14 protein-coding genes are annotated in these 14,101 nt (G+C 71.3%); 1 reads left to right on the forward strand and 13 read right to left on the reverse strand.

What is annotated here, in order from left to right:
- The 13 genes from AOK00_RS00815 to AOK00_RS00875 form a co-directional block, all read right to left on the reverse strand.
- A partial coding sequence (locus AOK00_RS00815; RefSeq protein WP_254047198.1) for a cytochrome P450 occupies positions 1 to 617 on the reverse strand: 617 nt, incomplete at its 3' end.
- Positions 618 to 823: 206 nt separating this feature from the next.
- Positions 824 to 3,652: a DEAD/DEAH box helicase gene (locus AOK00_RS00820; RefSeq protein WP_055598395.1), complete on the reverse strand. Its 2,829-nt coding sequence runs from the start codon at positions 3,650 to 3,652 to the stop codon at positions 824 to 826.
- A 44-nt stretch (positions 3,653 to 3,696) separates the two neighbouring features.
- A complete protein-coding gene (locus AOK00_RS00825) occupies positions 3,697 to 4,455 on the reverse strand; it encodes a diacylglycerol kinase family protein (RefSeq protein WP_055598396.1) in 759 nt (252 codons plus the stop codon).
- Between the two features lie 40 nt (positions 4,456 to 4,495).
- Entirely contained in the window at positions 4,496 to 5,398 is a 903-nt protein-coding gene (tatC, locus tag AOK00_RS00830; protein WP_173861481.1) for a twin-arginine translocase subunit TatC, read from the reverse strand.
- A gap of 105 nt (positions 5,399 to 5,503) precedes the next feature.
- The gene (tatA, locus tag AOK00_RS00835) at positions 5,504 to 5,791 is read right to left on the reverse strand and encodes a Sec-independent protein translocase subunit TatA (protein WP_055598398.1); all 288 of its coding nucleotides are present in this window, start codon (positions 5,789 to 5,791) and stop codon (positions 5,504 to 5,506) included.
- 186 nt (positions 5,792 to 5,977) lie between these two features.
- Complete coding sequence (locus AOK00_RS00840; RefSeq protein WP_055598399.1) at positions 5,978 to 6,175, reverse strand: hypothetical protein; 198 nt, start codon at positions 6,173 to 6,175, stop codon at positions 5,978 to 5,980.
- Between the two features lie 51 nt (positions 6,176 to 6,226).
- Positions 6,227 to 6,490, reverse strand: a complete 264-nt coding sequence (locus tag AOK00_RS00845) for a hypothetical protein (RefSeq protein ID WP_055598400.1) — start codon at positions 6,488 to 6,490, stop codon at positions 6,227 to 6,229.
- Between the two features lie 148 nt (positions 6,491 to 6,638).
- Positions 6,639 to 7,592 carry a helix-turn-helix transcriptional regulator gene (locus AOK00_RS00850; RefSeq protein WP_055598401.1) on the reverse strand — a complete coding sequence of 318 codons (954 nt, stop codon included), beginning with the start codon at positions 7,590 to 7,592 and terminating at the stop codon, positions 6,639 to 6,641.
- 16 nt (positions 7,593 to 7,608) lie between these two features.
- Complete coding sequence (locus tag AOK00_RS00855; RefSeq protein ID WP_055598402.1) at positions 7,609 to 8,565, reverse strand: helix-turn-helix transcriptional regulator; 957 nt, start codon at positions 8,563 to 8,565, stop codon at positions 7,609 to 7,611.
- Between the two features lie 164 nt (positions 8,566 to 8,729).
- On the reverse strand, positions 8,730 to 9,110 hold the full coding sequence (locus AOK00_RS00860; protein WP_030316009.1) for an FKBP-type peptidyl-prolyl cis-trans isomerase: 381 nt from the start codon (positions 9,108 to 9,110) through the stop codon (positions 8,730 to 8,732).
- A gap of 43 nt (positions 9,111 to 9,153) precedes the next feature.
- Complete coding sequence (locus AOK00_RS00865) at positions 9,154 to 10,095, reverse strand: FKBP-type peptidyl-prolyl cis-trans isomerase (RefSeq protein WP_055598403.1); 942 nt, start codon at positions 10,093 to 10,095, stop codon at positions 9,154 to 9,156.
- A 118-nt stretch (positions 10,096 to 10,213) separates the two neighbouring features.
- Positions 10,214 to 11,575: a Pup--protein ligase gene (gene pafA, locus AOK00_RS00870; protein ID WP_055598404.1), complete on the reverse strand. Its 1,362-nt coding sequence runs from the start codon at positions 11,573 to 11,575 to the stop codon at positions 10,214 to 10,216.
- Between the two features lie 69 nt (positions 11,576 to 11,644).
- On the reverse strand, positions 11,645 to 12,925 hold the full coding sequence (locus AOK00_RS00875; protein WP_055598405.1) for an MFS transporter: 1,281 nt from the start codon (positions 12,923 to 12,925) through the stop codon (positions 11,645 to 11,647).
- Positions 12,926 to 13,059: 134 nt separating this feature from the next.
- Between AOK00_RS00875 and AOK00_RS00880 the strand changes: the two genes are divergently transcribed.
- Positions 13,060 to 14,079 carry a LacI family DNA-binding transcriptional regulator gene (locus AOK00_RS00880; protein WP_055598406.1) on the forward strand — a complete coding sequence of 340 codons (1,020 nt, stop codon included), beginning with the start codon at positions 13,060 to 13,062 and terminating at the stop codon, positions 14,077 to 14,079.
- Positions 14,080 to 14,101: the final 22 nt, after the last annotated feature.

Here is a 14,101-nt window from a genome sequence, read left to right on the forward strand (position 1 = left end):
TCCGCACGATCTTCGGCGTCGGCGGCTGTGTCGACGCCGAAGATCGTGCGGACGGCGACGAGTTGGGTGAGGGCCGCCATCTCCTTCTTGATGTCGATGTGCTGCCCGTCGGTCCACCGGTCGGCGAGGGCGACGGCGCATTCGGACATGGTCGCCGCGTAGGAGCGGACCTGTTTCGGCCGGACGGAGGGCTGCACGAGGGAGCGCTTGCGGCGCCAGTCGGCTCCCTTGGAGACGATGACGCCGTTGCCGAGGAGGGTGCGGAAGGCGATGCCGAGGTCGGGCTGGTCGAAGCTGCGCTCGACCTCGGTGAGGAGTTCGCCGACGGTGTCGGGGTGGGCGATGAAGAGGGAGGGCTTGCGGCCGAAGCGCCAGCGGACGATGTCGCCGCGGTCCCGGAGTTGTTCGAAGAAGGCCAGCGGGTTCTTCCCGAAGGCGGGGAGGCTGCCGAGGAGGGGGACGCCTCGCGGCCCGTCGACGACAACCGGAACCGCGGTCGGGAGTGCTGCCGGAGTCTCTGGCGGTGTCTCCGTCGGTTGCCCCTCGTCGTGCTTCGCGGCGTGGGATTGCCCCTCGTCCTGCGCCCCCGCGTGTGAATGACCGGCTTGCGTGGTCATGGATGTCCCCTCCCCAACTGGCCTTCCCTGCTTGTGAGTCCATGCAATCGGAACGGCTCCGCCGGCGCCACCCCTGTGGACGACGGCCTGTGGACAAGGGGTGAGCCGACGACCCGAGTACGACAATCGGAAGTCCGAAAAAGGCCGAGTGCCCGTGGCGTGATCGCCACGGGCACTCGGCCCCGCACGTGAAGGACGAGGGTCCGTCAGCCCACCGAGCTGTAGGCGACGACACCTCGCAGCAGCGCGTCCACGGCCTTGCGGGCGTTCTTGGCGACGGTGCTGTTCTCCTTGGGCGCCGCCGCCGCGATCTGTCCGAGGACGTCGATGACCTGCTTGCACCAGCGGACGAAGTCTCCGGCCGGCATCTCGGCCTCGCGCAGGACTTCGTCGAGGCTCTTGTCGGAGGCCCACTGGTAGGCGGCCCAGGCGAAGCCGAGGTCGGGTTCGCGCTGGCCGACCCCCTCCGCCTGGTTGATCTTGAATTCCTCCTCGAGGGCGTCGAGCCGGCCCCAGATCCTGATCATCTCGCCGAGCGCGGCCTTGGCGTTGCCCGCGGGCAGCTTGGGTGCGACGGCGTCGTCGGACTGACGCGCCTCGAACACCAACGCCGAGACGCAGGCGGCCAGTTCGGGCGGGGTGAGGCCCTCCCAGACACCGTCGCGGAGGCATTCGCTGGCCAGCAGGTCGAGTTCGCCGTAGAGCCGGGCGAGCCGCTTGCCGTTCTCCGTGACCTCGTTGCCGCGCAGGTAGTCGAGCTCGGTGAGGAGCGCGACGATCCGGTCGAAGGTGCGCGCGATGGTGTTGGTGCGGCCCTCGATGCGCCGCTCCAGCTGCTGGGTGTCGCGCTGGAGACGGTGGTAGCGCTCGGCCCAGCGGGCGTGGTCCTCGCGCTCGTCGCAGCCGTGGCAGGGATGGGCGCGGATCTCGGTGCGCAGCCGGGCGATCTCGCGGTCGTCGGCGGCGGCCGAGCGCTGCTTGTGGTGGCGCTCGGGGTTGATGTGTCCGGCCTTGCTCCGCAGGGCGGAGGCGAGGTCGCGACGGGACTGCGGGGAGCGCGGGTTGAAGGACTTGGGGATCCTCATCCGCTCCAGGGCCTCGACCGGGACGGGGAAGTCGATGGAGGCGAGCCTCTTGACCTGTCGCTCGGCGGTGAGGACGAGGGGGCGGGGCCCGTCGTGGTGCTCGAAGCCGCGGTGGCCGTGGGTGCGGCCGGCCGGGATGCCCGGGTCGAGGACGAGGGCGAGTCCGGCGAACTTGCCGGTGGGCACGTGGATGACGTCGCCGGGCTTGAGCTTCTCCAGGGAGCCTGCGGCCTGGGCGCGGCGCTGGGCGGCGCCCTGGCGGGCCAGTTCGGTCTCGCGGTCCTTGAGGTCGCGGCGGAGCCGCGCGTACTCCTCGAAGTTGCCGAGGTGGCAGGTCATGCCCTCGCGGTAGCCTTCGAGGCCTTCCTCGTTCTTCTGCACCTGCCGGGAGATGCCGACGACGGAGCGGTCGGCCTGGAACTGTGCGAAGGACGTTTCGAGGAGCTCGCGGGAGCGGTGCCGGCCGAATCCTTCGACGAGGTTGACCGCCATGTTGTACGAGGGCTTGAAGCTGGAGCGCAGCGGGTACGTGCGGGTGCCGGCGAGTCCGGCGAGGTGGTCGGGGTCGAGACCTCGCTGCCAGAGGACGACGGCGTGGCCCTCGACGTCGATGCCGCGGCGGCCGGCACGTCCGGTGAGCTGGGTGTACTCGCCGGGGGTGATGTCGGCGTGCTGCTCGCCGTTCCACTTGACGAGCTTCTCCAGGATGACGGTGCGCGCGGGCATGTTGATGCCCAGGGCGAGCGTCTCGGTGGCGAAGACGGCCTTGACGAGGCCCTTCACGAAGAGGTCTTCGACGACCTCCTTGAAGGTGGGGAGCATGCCGGCGTGGTGGGCGGCGATGCCGCGCTCCAGCGCTTCGAGCCATTCGTAGTAGCCGAGGACGTGGAGGTCTTCGGTGGGGATGGCGGCGGTGCGCTCCTCGACGATCTCGCGGACGCGGCGGCGCCCCTCGTCGTCGTTGAGGCGGAGTCCGGCGTAGAGGCACTGCTGGACGGCGGCCTCGCAGCCGGCGCGGCTGAAGATGAAGGTGATGGCGGGCAGGAGGCCTTCGGCGTCGAGCCGCTCGATGACCTCGGGACGCCCGGGGGTCCAGATACGGGAGCGCTGGCGGCGCTCGCGCTCGCGGTCGGCCTCGCGGATCATCTTGCCGCGGCGCCGGTCGCGCGGGTTGTACGTGCGCGTGTTCTCGGTGCGGGCGAGACGCTGGAGGTCGGGGTTGACCTCGCGGCGGGAGGCCCCGCGGCCGCCGTGGTCGGTCTCTTCCTCGAAGAGGTCGTACATCCGGCGTCCGGCGAGGACGTGCTGCCAGAGGGGGACGGGACGGCTCTCCGAGACGATGACCTCGGTGTCGCCGCGGACGGTGTCGAGCCAGTCGCCGAACTCCTCGGCGTTGGACACGGTCGCGGAGAGTGAGACGAGGGTGACCGATTCGGGGAGGTGGATGATCACCTCCTCCCAGACGGCGCCGCGGAAGCGGTCGGAGAGGTAGTGGACCTCGTCCATGACGACGTAGCCGAGGCCGGAGAGGGCCTGGGATCCCGCGTACAGCATGTTACGGAGGACTTCGGTCGTCATGACCACGATCGGGGCGTCGCCGTTGACGCTGTTGTCGCCGGTGAGCAGGCCGACCTTGTCGTTGCCGTACCGCCTGACGAGGTCGGCGTACTTCTGGTTCGACAGCGCCTTGATCGGGGTCGTGTAGAAGCACTTGCGGCCCTGGTTGAGGGCGAGGTGGACGGCGAACTCGCCGACGATGGTCTTGCCGGAGCCCGTGGGCGCGGCGACGAGTACGCCCTTGCCCGCTTCGAGGGCCTGGCATGCCTCGATCTGGAAGGGGTCCAGACCGAACTCGTACATCTCGCGGAAGGGGGCCAGCGCGGTGGCCGCATCGGCGTTGCGGGCACGGGCGGCCGCGTACGCCTCGGCTGGGGTGAGGTCCTCTGTCATCTTGTTCTCGAGCCTACCCGCCCCCTGTGACAGTGACGCGATCTTTATCGAGGGGATGTGGAGGGGCCCGCTCCGGGCTCGTCGCCAGGCGCCGGGGCGGGGACGCGCAGGGCGCCGGGGACGCAGCTCACGGTGAGGGGGAGTCTGCCGAGGGGCTCGCCGTCGGCGTGCCCGGTGGTGTCGGGGGCTTCGAGGGTGACGGTGCGGACCCGGTACGTGGTGACCTTCGGGTGGCTGAGATGGGTGCCCTTGTAGACGCGGGGGAAGACCTTGAGCAGCGTCCTGCGGTCGCAGTCGCCGACGACGGTGACGTCGAGGTATGCGTCGTCGAGGCGGGCGTCGGCGCAGATGCGCATGCCGCCCGCCGTACGAGCTGCCGTTGCGACGGCGACGAGGACGCCGCCGGTCCGGGTCCGTCCCAGGTCGACGCTCCGGGCGCCCGTCGTCCTGAGGATCCGTGCCGTGACGCGTGCCGCGGCGGCCGGGTCGCGGACGGGCAGGCCGAGTGCGCGGGCGACGTCGTTGCCGGTGCCCGTGGGGATGATCCCGAGTGGGGTACGGGTCCCGGCGACCGCGTGGAGCGCGAGGGAGATCATGCCGTCGCCGCCGACGGCGATCAGGGCGCCGGTGCCCGCCGCGCCCGCCGCGCGGGCGCGTCGCAGGGCGTCGTCGGCGTCGTGTCCGAGGACCGTTCGTACGGAGAATCCGGCGTCCCGCAGGGCGCGGGCGGCGTTCTGGGCGGCGTGGACGCCGCGGCCGCGGCCCGCGGTGGGGTTGACGAAGAGGGTGAGCTCGCTGGTCATGGGGGTCCCCCCGGACGGAGTCCGGGGGGACCCTACAAGATCAGGTGATGTCGTCGTAACCGTTCGCACGCTGTACGGCGGCACCGCCGGGTTCACCGGTGGCCTGCTCGGGCAGGGCCCGGGAGGCGCCGACCGGCTCGATGGCTCCGACGGCCTGCGGGGTCAGGTCCAGCTGCGACGCCTCGTCGTCGTCGAGCTCGGCGTCGGGGTTGTTGCGCTTGCGCCGCCGGTCGTTGAGGAGGGAGAAGCCGACGGCCCCGAAGTACAGGACGGTGATGGGTCCGGCGAGGGCGATCATGCCGACGGGGTCGGTGGTCGGGGTGATGACGGCGCCGAAGACGAAGACGCCCATGATCACGCCGCGCCACCAGCCGGCCATCCGGCGGCCGGTGAGGACACCGGTGAGGTTGAGCATCACCAGGACCAGCGGCAGCTCGAAGGCCAGGCCGAAGACGAGCACCATGCGCAGGGTGAAGTCGAGGACGTCACCGAGCGAGAGGATGTTCGCGGAGCCCTCGGGCGTGAGGCTGATGAGGACCTTCACGCTGATGGGGAGGATCAGGTACGCGAGGTAGGCGCCGGCGGAGAAGAGCGGCACGGCGGCGCCGACGAAGGCGTACGTGTACTTCTTCTCGCTCTTGTGCAGGCCGGGCGCGACGAAGGCCCACAGCTGGTAGAGCCAGATGGGGCTCGCGACGACGAGGCCCGCGGTCAGCGACAACTGGATCGTCGTGCTGAACGGGGCCATCAGCGTGTTGAAGGAGACGATCGCGCAGTTGCCACCGTTGCTGGTGACGTTCGGGCCGCAGGTGGGCACCGACTTCGTCAGGAACTGCATCAGCTCCTCGCTGTACACGAGGGCCACGATCGTCACCGCGGCGACGGCGAGGAGACCTTTCGCCAGTCGGTTGCGGAGTTCACGCAGGTGCTCCACGAGGGGCATCCGGCCCTCGGGATCCTTCTCCTGCTTGCGGGCAGACTTGGGCAACCCACGTCCTCATCTCGTGCGGCAGGCCGCCGCACGGTGCGGCGGCCGCGGCGGACCGGGTCAGCGCTTGGTGGTGTCCGAGGGCTCGGTCACGGGACGCGCGCTGGTCACGTCACCGGGAGCGGCCTGGATGGTGCGCGGGGCGGGCTCCTGGGCGGCGGTGCCGGCGACGGGCGGGTCGGCGGGGGCACTCTGCTGGTCGTCCGACTTCATCGCCTTGGCCTCGCTCTTGAGGATGCGGGCCGACTTGCCGAGGGAGCGGGCCATGTCCGGGAGCTTCTTGGCGCCGAACAGCAGGATGATGACGACGAGGATGAGAATGATCTCGGTGGGGCCGAGCCTACCCATAGCTGTTTACCTTCTTCACCGAGGCGACATGGAGTGCGGTGCCCGGCGGGTCGGACAGGTGTCCGGCCACCGCGCTGTCTGCGATCGTAACCCGCAGGAGTAAACGCGGGGCAATGCCCGTGCATACTCCCGATTGCGTCCCGCGCGCCCGGTTCAGGGCCGCTTCACGCAGCGTACGGCACGGACTCAGCGCAGCGACTCGCCCGTTCGGGCCAGACCGACGGCGGCCGTTTCGAGGTCTTCGGCGGCCTGGCTGATCCGCTGTGTGGTGTGGGCCACTTGACGGCCGAGGCGCTGGACCTCGAGGAAGACCCGGACGGCGAGGACGCCGAGGACGGCGATGCCGAGGAAGCCGAGGGCGATGGCGAGCATGGGCCAGAACATGTGCTGAGCCTAGACGTTGCATGCGGCGGACCCGGCGTCCGGGCCGCGCGCTCAGACGGTCGTGTGGAGTCTCAGGGTCCGGACGCCGCCGCCGGTGAGGAGTTCGACGATGCGCTCGCCGGCGGGCTTGCGGACGGAGCTGCCGCACTCGGGGCAGGTGAAGGAGTAGAAGGTGGTGCGGCGGCTGGCCCCGATGGCGAGGCGCAGGGCGCTCGCGGACAGTTCGAAGCGGGAGCGGCAGTCGGGGCAGGCGGCCTTGAAGAGGACCGGGGCCACTGTCGCCGTAAAACCGTGCATCACGGACATTTCCCTCATCTCTTGACTCCCGCACCCCACGCGCCACGGGACGCGAGGCACGTACCTCCGCACCTGCCTCGGCGCGCCGTGTCCGTCACGTCACCACACCGGTCACCACGTCAGTGACGTCACCACGTCAGTAACAGCGTCCCCCGGGCGGGGAACGTCACTCGCCCTCGTACGCGGCGAGTGCGGCGGCCGCCGCCGTCCTGGCGTTGTCGGCGAGCTCCTGCGGCGCGACGATCCGCCCGTCGCTGCCCAGCCGCAGCGCGAGCCGGCGCAGCGAGGCCGGGTCCGGCGTCCGCAGGGTGATCCGCAGCCCGCCGTCGGGCAGCTCGTCCGCCCGGTCGTGCGGGTAGTACTCGGCGACCCAGCGCCCGCCGGGACCGACCTCGACGACGACTTCGGGGTCGTCGGCGGAGGGCTGGACCAGACCCGCGGAGAGGTCACGCAGCTCCAGCTCGGGCGGCGCCGCGTGCTCGTCGAGGATGCGGATCTCGGCCACGCGGTCGAGCCGGAAGGTGCGGCGCGCCTCGGAGAGCCGGCACCACGCCTCCATATAGGTGTGGCCGACGGCGAAGAGCCTGATCGGGTCGACCTCGCGCTCGGTGAGCTCGTCGCGGGCGGGCGAGTAGTAGCGCACCCAGAGGCGGCGGCGCTCGGAGATCGCGCGGTCGACCTCGGCGAAGACCCCGCCCTCGGACTCGAAGGTCACCGAGAGCCGGGAGCTGGCCCCGGCGGCCTCGCCGGCGGCGGCCTCCAGCTTGGCGGTGGCGCGGAGCAGCGCCTCGCGGTCGCTCTCCCGGAGCCCGGGGAGGGTGGCGACGGCGCGGGCGGCGACCAGGAGGGCGGTCGCCTCGTCGGCGGCGAGCCGCAGCGGCGCGGCGACGTCGTCCGGGTTGTGCCACCAGATCCGGTCGCCGTCGGTGTCGATGTCGAGGAGGTCTCCGCCACGGAAGCTGGTGCCGCACATGGGCAGCACGTCCAGGTCGGAGATCAGCTCGTCCTCGGTGATCCCGAAGGCGCGGGCGACATCGGCGACGTGGGCGCCGGGGCGCTCACGGAGATAGGTGACGAGCGAGAGCATCCGCCTCGTCTGGTCGATCGCGTTGGCAGCCATGCGGTACGTCTCCCCCTCAGCCCTTGGCGACGGCGCGCAGCCGGTCCACCACGTCGGCCCGCAGATCGGCCGGTTCCAGTACGACGACATCGGGGCCGAACTCGACGAGCCAGGCGTCGAGGCCGTGCCCGTACGGGATCTCCAGGTCGTCCCAGCCGTCGGTGCCCTCGGTCACGGACTGGGCGCGGGCGCGCAGCGGGTAGCCGCAGCCGGTGCGCAGCCGGATCCGGGCGGAGCGGGTGGCGGTCTCGCCGGCCCAGCTCTCCACGGTCTCGCGGACGGTGACGACGTCGGGCACGGGCGCGGTGAAGGCGCCGGCCCGGGAGCGGACCTTGCCGGTGATGCGGGAGAGCCGGAAGACGCGCTCGGCGCCGCGGTCGCGGTCCCAGCCGGCCAGGTACCAGTGGCCGCGCCAGCATTCGAGGGTCCAGGGTTCGACCTGGCGGGCCTCGGGGCGGGCGGCGTTGGCCTTGCGGTAGTCGAAGGTGACGGGCCGGCGGTCGCGGCAGGCCAGCATCAGCGGTTCGAAGGCGGCCTCGTGGACGGGGATCCGCGGTTCGAGGGCGCTGGGCTGGGTGTCGTACGAGTCCTCCGCCTCCGGCATGCCGGCGGCGCGGAGCTTCTGCAGGGCGCCGCTGGCGGCCCCGGCGAGGCGGGCCTGCTGCCAGACCTTGGCGGCGAGGCCGAGCGCGGCGGCCTCCTCGGCGTCCAGGGTGATGGGTGGCAGCCGGTTGGAGTCGCGGCGGGCCAGGTAGCCGGTCTCGCCCTCCAGGTTCTCGACGGTCTCGATGACGAGGCCGAGCTCGCGGAGATCGTCCTTGTCGCGCTCGAACATGCGGTTGAACGCGTCGTCACCGCTCGCTTCGAGGTAGGCCTCGATGGAGCCGCGGAGCTCCCGCTTGCTCAGCGGGCGGCGTGTCCCGAGCAGGCACAGCGCGAGATTCATCAGCCGCTCGGACTTGGCAATCGCCATCGACGCCCCGCACCCCTTCGCCGGTTCCACTTCTCGGACGTCCGACCGTACCGCCCCGGGGTGTCGGGACCAAAGCCGGGACCGGAGCCTGGAGCACGGCCGAGGGCCCCCGCCGGCGATGGCGGGGGCCCTCGGAGCGACCGGAACCGGTCGGGGTGCGCGGGTCAGCGCTTGGTGACGCCCACGAGGTCGCAGACGAAGATCAGCGTCTCGCCCGGGGCGATCTTGCCGCCGGCACCGCGGTCGCCGTAGGCGAGGTGCGCGGGGATGACCAGCTGGCGGCGGCCGCCGACCTTCATGCCCTGGACGCCCTGGTCCCAGCCCTGGATGACCTGGCCGGCACCGAGGTGGAAGTCGAGCGGGGCACCGCGGTTCCAGGAGGCGTCGAACTCCTCGCCGGAGTCGAAGGACACACCGACGTAGTGGACCTTCACGAAGTCACCGGCTTCGGCGAGGTCGCCGTCGCCCTCCCAGATGTCCTTGATCTCCAGGTCCTTCGGCGGCTCGCCACCCGGGAAGTCGATCTCGGGCTTCTCGATGCTCACTGAACTGCTCCTCATGCTGATGAACTGCGTGATCGGGACAGTCTTACATCTTCGTCAGGATGTCCACGGCGAACACCAGCGTGGAGTTCTTCGGGATGCCCTGCTGCTCCTTGTCGCCGAACGCCTCGGACGGCGGGGCGACGATGAGGACGCGGCTGCCGACCGTCTTGCCGACGAGACCGTCCTTGAGGCCCTTCAGCGTGAGCTGCGAGAGCGGGAAGTTCGCGGGCTTGCCCGAGGTGTACGTCGAGTCGAAGACCTTGCCGTCCTTCCACAGGGCGGCGACGTAGTTCACGACGACCGTGTCGGTGGCCGTCACGGCCTCGCCCTTGGCCTCGAGCACGTAGTTCGAGACGAGCTTGGTCGGCGGGTCGACCTTGGGGACCGTCAGCGAGGGGGCCTTGCCGTCGGTGTTCGTGCCGACCTTCGGCAGGTCCTTGTTGTCCTGGGCGACCGGCGTGCCGGTGGCGGACTTGGGGATCGTGACGGACTTCAGGATGTCCACGACGAAGACGAGGGTGGCGTTCGGCTGGATGCTCGGCGGCGAACCCTTCTCGCCGTAGCCGAGCTCCGGCGGGATGCCGACCTCGATGCGGCTGCCGACCTTCTGTCCTTCGAGGGCCTGCTCCCAGCCCTTGATGACCTGGCCCTCGCCCAGCGTCACGCTGAAGGGCTCGCCACGGTCGAAGCTGTTGTCGAAGGGGGTGGTGGAGTCCCAGGCCTGACCCAGGTAGTTCACCGAGAGCGCGTCGCCCTTCTTCGTCACCGCGCCCTTGCCCTCGCTGATGACGTTGACCTTGAGTTCCTTGGGCGGGGCGCCCTCGCCCTTGGCGAGGGTCGGCTTCTCGCCGAACTTGGCCCCCGCGGTGATGGCGGGCAGCCCGTTCGTCATCGAAGCGGAATCGGAGCCCTTGTCGTCGCTGCCGCACGCCGCTGTGGAGAGCAGCAGCAGCGGGACGACGAGAAGGCCGGCAAGTCGGCGCACGTGTTCCTCAGATCTCAGACGGCACAGTAGTTGTCCCGACACTCTAGGGGACCCTCCTGTCACGTCGAGGGCCCCGCACGCCAAACGTGCGGGGCCCACAGGTGCTGGTGCGACCGGCCTACATTCCGGCGATCAGCTTTTCGACGCGGTCGTCGACGGAGCGGAACGGGTCCTTGCACAACACCGTGCGCTGTGCCTGGTCGTTCAGCTTGAGGTGGACCCAGTCGACGGTGAAGTCCCGTCGCTGCTCCTGGGCGCGGCGGATGAAGTCGCCGCGGAGCCGGGCCCGAGTGGTCTGCGGGGGCACCGACTTGCCCTCGAAGATCTTCATGTCGTTGCAGATCCGAGCCGCCTGGCCGTTCTTCTGCAGCAGGTAGTACAGCCCACGACGGCGGTGGATGTCGTGGTAGGCGAGGTCTATCTGCGCGACCCTCGGGTTCGACATGGTCATGTTGTGCTTGGCCCGGTAGCGCTCGATGAGCCGGTGCTTCATGACCCAGTCGATCTCGGTCTCGATCCTGTCGAGGCGCTCGCTCTCGATCGCGTCGAGCGTGCGGCCCCACAGCTCCAGGACCTGGGCGACGGTGCCGTTTCGGATCCCGCGGCGGTCGACGAAGTCGACGGCCTTCTCGTAGTACTCGCGCTGGACCTCCAGGGCGGAGGCCTCGCGGCCGCTGGCGAGCCGGACCTTGCGCTGTCCGGTGATGTCGTGGCTGACCTCGCGGATGGCCCGGATCGGGTTCTCCAGGGTCAGGTCGCGCATCACGGTGCCGGCCTCGATCATGCGGAGCACCAGGTCGGTGGCGCCGACCTTGAGCAGCATGGTCGTCTCCGACATGTTCGAGTCGCCCACGATGACGTGCAGCCGGCGGTAGCGCTCGGCGTCCGCGTGCGGCTCGTCGCGGGTGTTGATGATGGGGCGTGAGCGGGTGGTCGCGGAGCTGACGCCCTCCCAGATGTGCTCGGCGCGCTGGGAGACGCAGAACACCGCTCCGCGCGGGGTCTGGAGGACCTTTCCCGCGCCGCAGATGAGCTGCCGGGTGACCAGGAACGGAATGAGGATGTCCGCGAGCCGGGAGAACTCTCCGTGGCGGGCGACGAGATAGTTCTCGTGGCAGCCGTAGGAGTTTCCGGCCGAGTCGGTGTTGTTCTTGAAGAGGTAGACGTCGCCCGCGATTCCCTCCTCGTGCAGGCGGCGTTCGGCGTCGACGAGCAGGCCCTCGAGAATGCGCTCACCGGCCTTGTCGTGGGTGACCAGTTCGGTCACGTTGTCGCATTCCGGTGTGGCGTATTCCGGATGCGATCCCACGTCCAGGTACAGGCGGGCGCCGTTCCGCAGGAAGACATTGCTGCTGCGGCCCCATGACACGACACGGCGGAAGAGGTAGCGCGCCACTTCGTCAGGAGACAGTCGGCGCTGTCCCCTGAACGTGCACGTGACGCCGTACTCGTTCTCCAGCCCGAAAATGCGGCGGTCCATGTCTGAACATTACGCCTGACGGCCTGCGCTGAAACCGGGTTGGACGTTCCCGTTTCGATCATTTTCCGATCAGTGCGTGTTCTTTTCCGTGTGTACGGAGGTGGGAACGCCCGCACCCACGGCGTGTCGCGGCTCGGCCCCGGGGGTTCCGGGGGCCGCGGGCACGTGGAGGACACGGCCGGTGGCGAGCAGGACGAGGAGGGCGACCAGGCCGCCCGCCCCGGCGACGGCGAATCCGGCGACCGTCCCGGCGAGTTCGATGGCGGGGCCCGCCACGGCGGAGCCGAGGGCCGAACCGACGCCGAAGGTGGTGACGAGCCAGGAGAAGGCCTCGGTGACCGTGCCGCGCGGCGCGTGCCGGTCCACGACGATGAACGCGCAGGCGAGGACGGGCGCCAGGAAGAGCCCGGCGAGGGCCGCGAGGCCGGCCATGGCGACGGGGCCCGGGGTGAGCACCAGCGGCAGGTAGCAGACCGCGAGGAGCAGGACGAGGACGCGCAGCCGCCGCTCGGGGGCTCCGGACCACTGCCGGGCACCGTAGGTGACACCGCCGACGAGGGCGCCGAGGCCGAGCGCGGCCATCAGCCAGCCGTAGACGGACGGGGTGCCCCGGTCGTCGGCGTAGGCGACGGCGGCGACGGTGATGGAGCCGAGCGCGAGGCCGACGAAGAAGAACGAGCCGAGGAGGGCGAGGAGGCCCGGGGAGCGCAGGGCGCCCAGCCAGTGGGCCTCGCGGGGCGCGGAACGCCAGGTGCGGGAGGGCTCGGAGAGGACGACGGCGAGGGCGCCGAGGACGCCGAGGAGGTTGATGACCAGGAGGGCGGCGGCGGGCGACCGGAGGGAGACCAGGAGGGTCAGCAGCAGCGGGCCGACGGTGAACATGACCTCCTGTGCGACCGCGTCCATGGCGTACGCGCGGTGGACCCGGTCCTCGCGGCCGAGGACGCTCGGCCACAGGGCCCGCAGCCCGCCCTCCAGGGGCGGTGTGAAGAGTCCGGCGACGACGACGGCCGCGTAGGCGAGGCCGAGGTGGCCGATGCCGGTCAGGGCGAGCAGGGCCATGCCGAGGGCGGAGAGGACCGCGGCGGGCAGCTGGACGCGGGGCTGGCCCTTGAGGTCGACGGCGCGGCCGAGGAGGGGCTGGCCGACGGCGGTGGCGACGCCGTAGGCGGCGATGAGGCCGCCGGCCAGGGTGTAGCTGCCGCCCTGGTCGCGGACGAAGAGGGTGATGGCGATGGGGCCGACGCCGTTGGGCAGGCGCCCCACGAGGGTGCCGGCGAGCAGCCGGGCCGCGTGCGGCGCCCGGAGTATGTCGAGATAGCCGCCTCGTGCCGGGGCCTCGGTGGCCATGTGGTCTCCCCTCGCCTCGGACCGCGCCGAGGTTTTACGTATAACTTCCGTGGTCATACGTACCATGTCGGCAGCGCGCGGGTCCACCCCGCGCCCAGTGACCGGTTCGTGGACCGCCCGACGCGGAGGCTTGTGTGCAGACCCCGGAGCCGCTCGGCGGCACCCGCCCCACCAGCCGGGACGTCGCCCGGACCGCGGGTGTCTCCCAGGCCACCGTCTCCCTCGTCCTCGGCGACAAATGGCGCGGCCGTGTGTCGGAACGCACCGCCGGGGCGGTGCGCGCGGCCGCCCGGGAGCTCGGCTACCGGCCCAACCTGGCCGCCCGTAACCTGCGCCTCGGCCGCACCCGCACCGCCATGCTCGTCGTCCCGGCCCTCACCAACGAGTTCTTCGCGCACGTCTACACGGGAGCGGCCGCCGCCGCGGCCCGGCACGGCTTCGGCGTGGTCCTCTACCCCTCCCCCGACGGCCTGGGCCCCGCTCGGGACCCCTTCGCCTCGGCGCAGGCCGCCCTCGACGGGGTGATCGCCTCCTCGATGGCGACCGGCGCCCTGGAGGCCTTCCGGGGCACCGACCTCCCGCTCGTCATGCTCGACAGCGACCCGGCCGGCCCGGGGGCCGCCGCCCATGTGAACCTCGACGTCGCCGACGGCATGCGCCGGGTGACCGACCACCTGCTCGGCCTCGGCCACCGCCGCTTCCTGCACCTGGCCTCCGCGGCCCCGTCCTGGACCTTCGACGTGCGGGCCGCCACCCTCGCCCACGCCCTGCGCGGCACGGAGGTGCGCACCGAGCGGTCGCCGCTGAACGTCGCGGACGCGTGGGAGGCCGCGGGCCGGGCCCTCGACGCCCCCGGGCCCCGGCCCACGGCGGTGATCTGCGACGACGACATCCTCGCGGTCGGCGTCTGCAAGGCCGCGCGCCGACTGGGACTGCGGGTCCCCGATGACCTGTCGGTGACCGGCTTCGACGACATGGCCCTGGCGACGGTGGTCGAGCCGGAACTCACCACCGTGCGGCTGCCCGCCGAGGAGTTCGGCCGGCGGGGCATGGAGGCCCTCCTCGCCGTCCTCGCGGGCGAACGGCCCCGGCCGGACACCCTTCCCGTCTCCCTGGTCCCCCGGGGCTCCTCGGGGCCCGCACCGGCCGCCTGAGGGCGGACACGCCGGAGGGGCC

Source organism: Streptomyces aureus, from assembly GCF_001418135.1.
In the GTDB taxonomy this organism is placed as follows: Bacteria; Actinomycetota; Actinomycetes; order Streptomycetales; family Streptomycetaceae; genus Streptomyces; species Streptomyces aureus_A.

Coding starts and splice junctions, on each gene's coding strand:
- AOK00_RS00820 (WP_055598395.1), bottom strand. CDS start 3,652: ATGACAGAGGACCTCACCCCAGCCGAGGCGTACGCGGCCGCCCGTGCC.
- AOK00_RS00825 (WP_055598396.1), bottom strand. CDS start 4,455: ATGACCAGCGAGCTCACCCTCTTCGTCAACCCCACCGCGGGCCGCGGC.
- tatC (WP_173861481.1), bottom strand. CDS start 5,398: ATGCCCCTCGTGGAGCACCTGCGTGAACTCCGCAACCGACTGGCGAAA.
- tatA (WP_055598398.1), bottom strand. CDS start 5,791: ATGGGTAGGCTCGGCCCCACCGAGATCATTCTCATCCTCGTCGTCATC.
- AOK00_RS00840 (WP_055598399.1), bottom strand. CDS start 6,175: ATGTTCTGGCCCATGCTCGCCATCGCCCTCGGCTTCCTCGGCATCGCC.
- AOK00_RS00845 (WP_055598400.1), bottom strand. CDS start 6,490: ATGAGGGAAATGTCCGTGATGCACGGTTTTACGGCGACAGTGGCCCCG.
- AOK00_RS00850 (WP_055598401.1), bottom strand. CDS start 7,592: ATGGCTGCCAACGCGATCGACCAGACGAGGCGGATGCTCTCGCTCGTC.
- AOK00_RS00855 (WP_055598402.1), bottom strand. CDS start 8,565: ATGGCGATTGCCAAGTCCGAGCGGCTGATGAATCTCGCGCTGTGCCTG.
- pafA (WP_055598404.1), bottom strand. CDS start 11,575: ATGGACCGCCGCATTTTCGGGCTGGAGAACGAGTACGGCGTCACGTGC.
- AOK00_RS00875 (WP_055598405.1), bottom strand. CDS start 12,925: ATGGCCACCGAGGCCCCGGCACGAGGCGGCTATCTCGACATACTCCGG.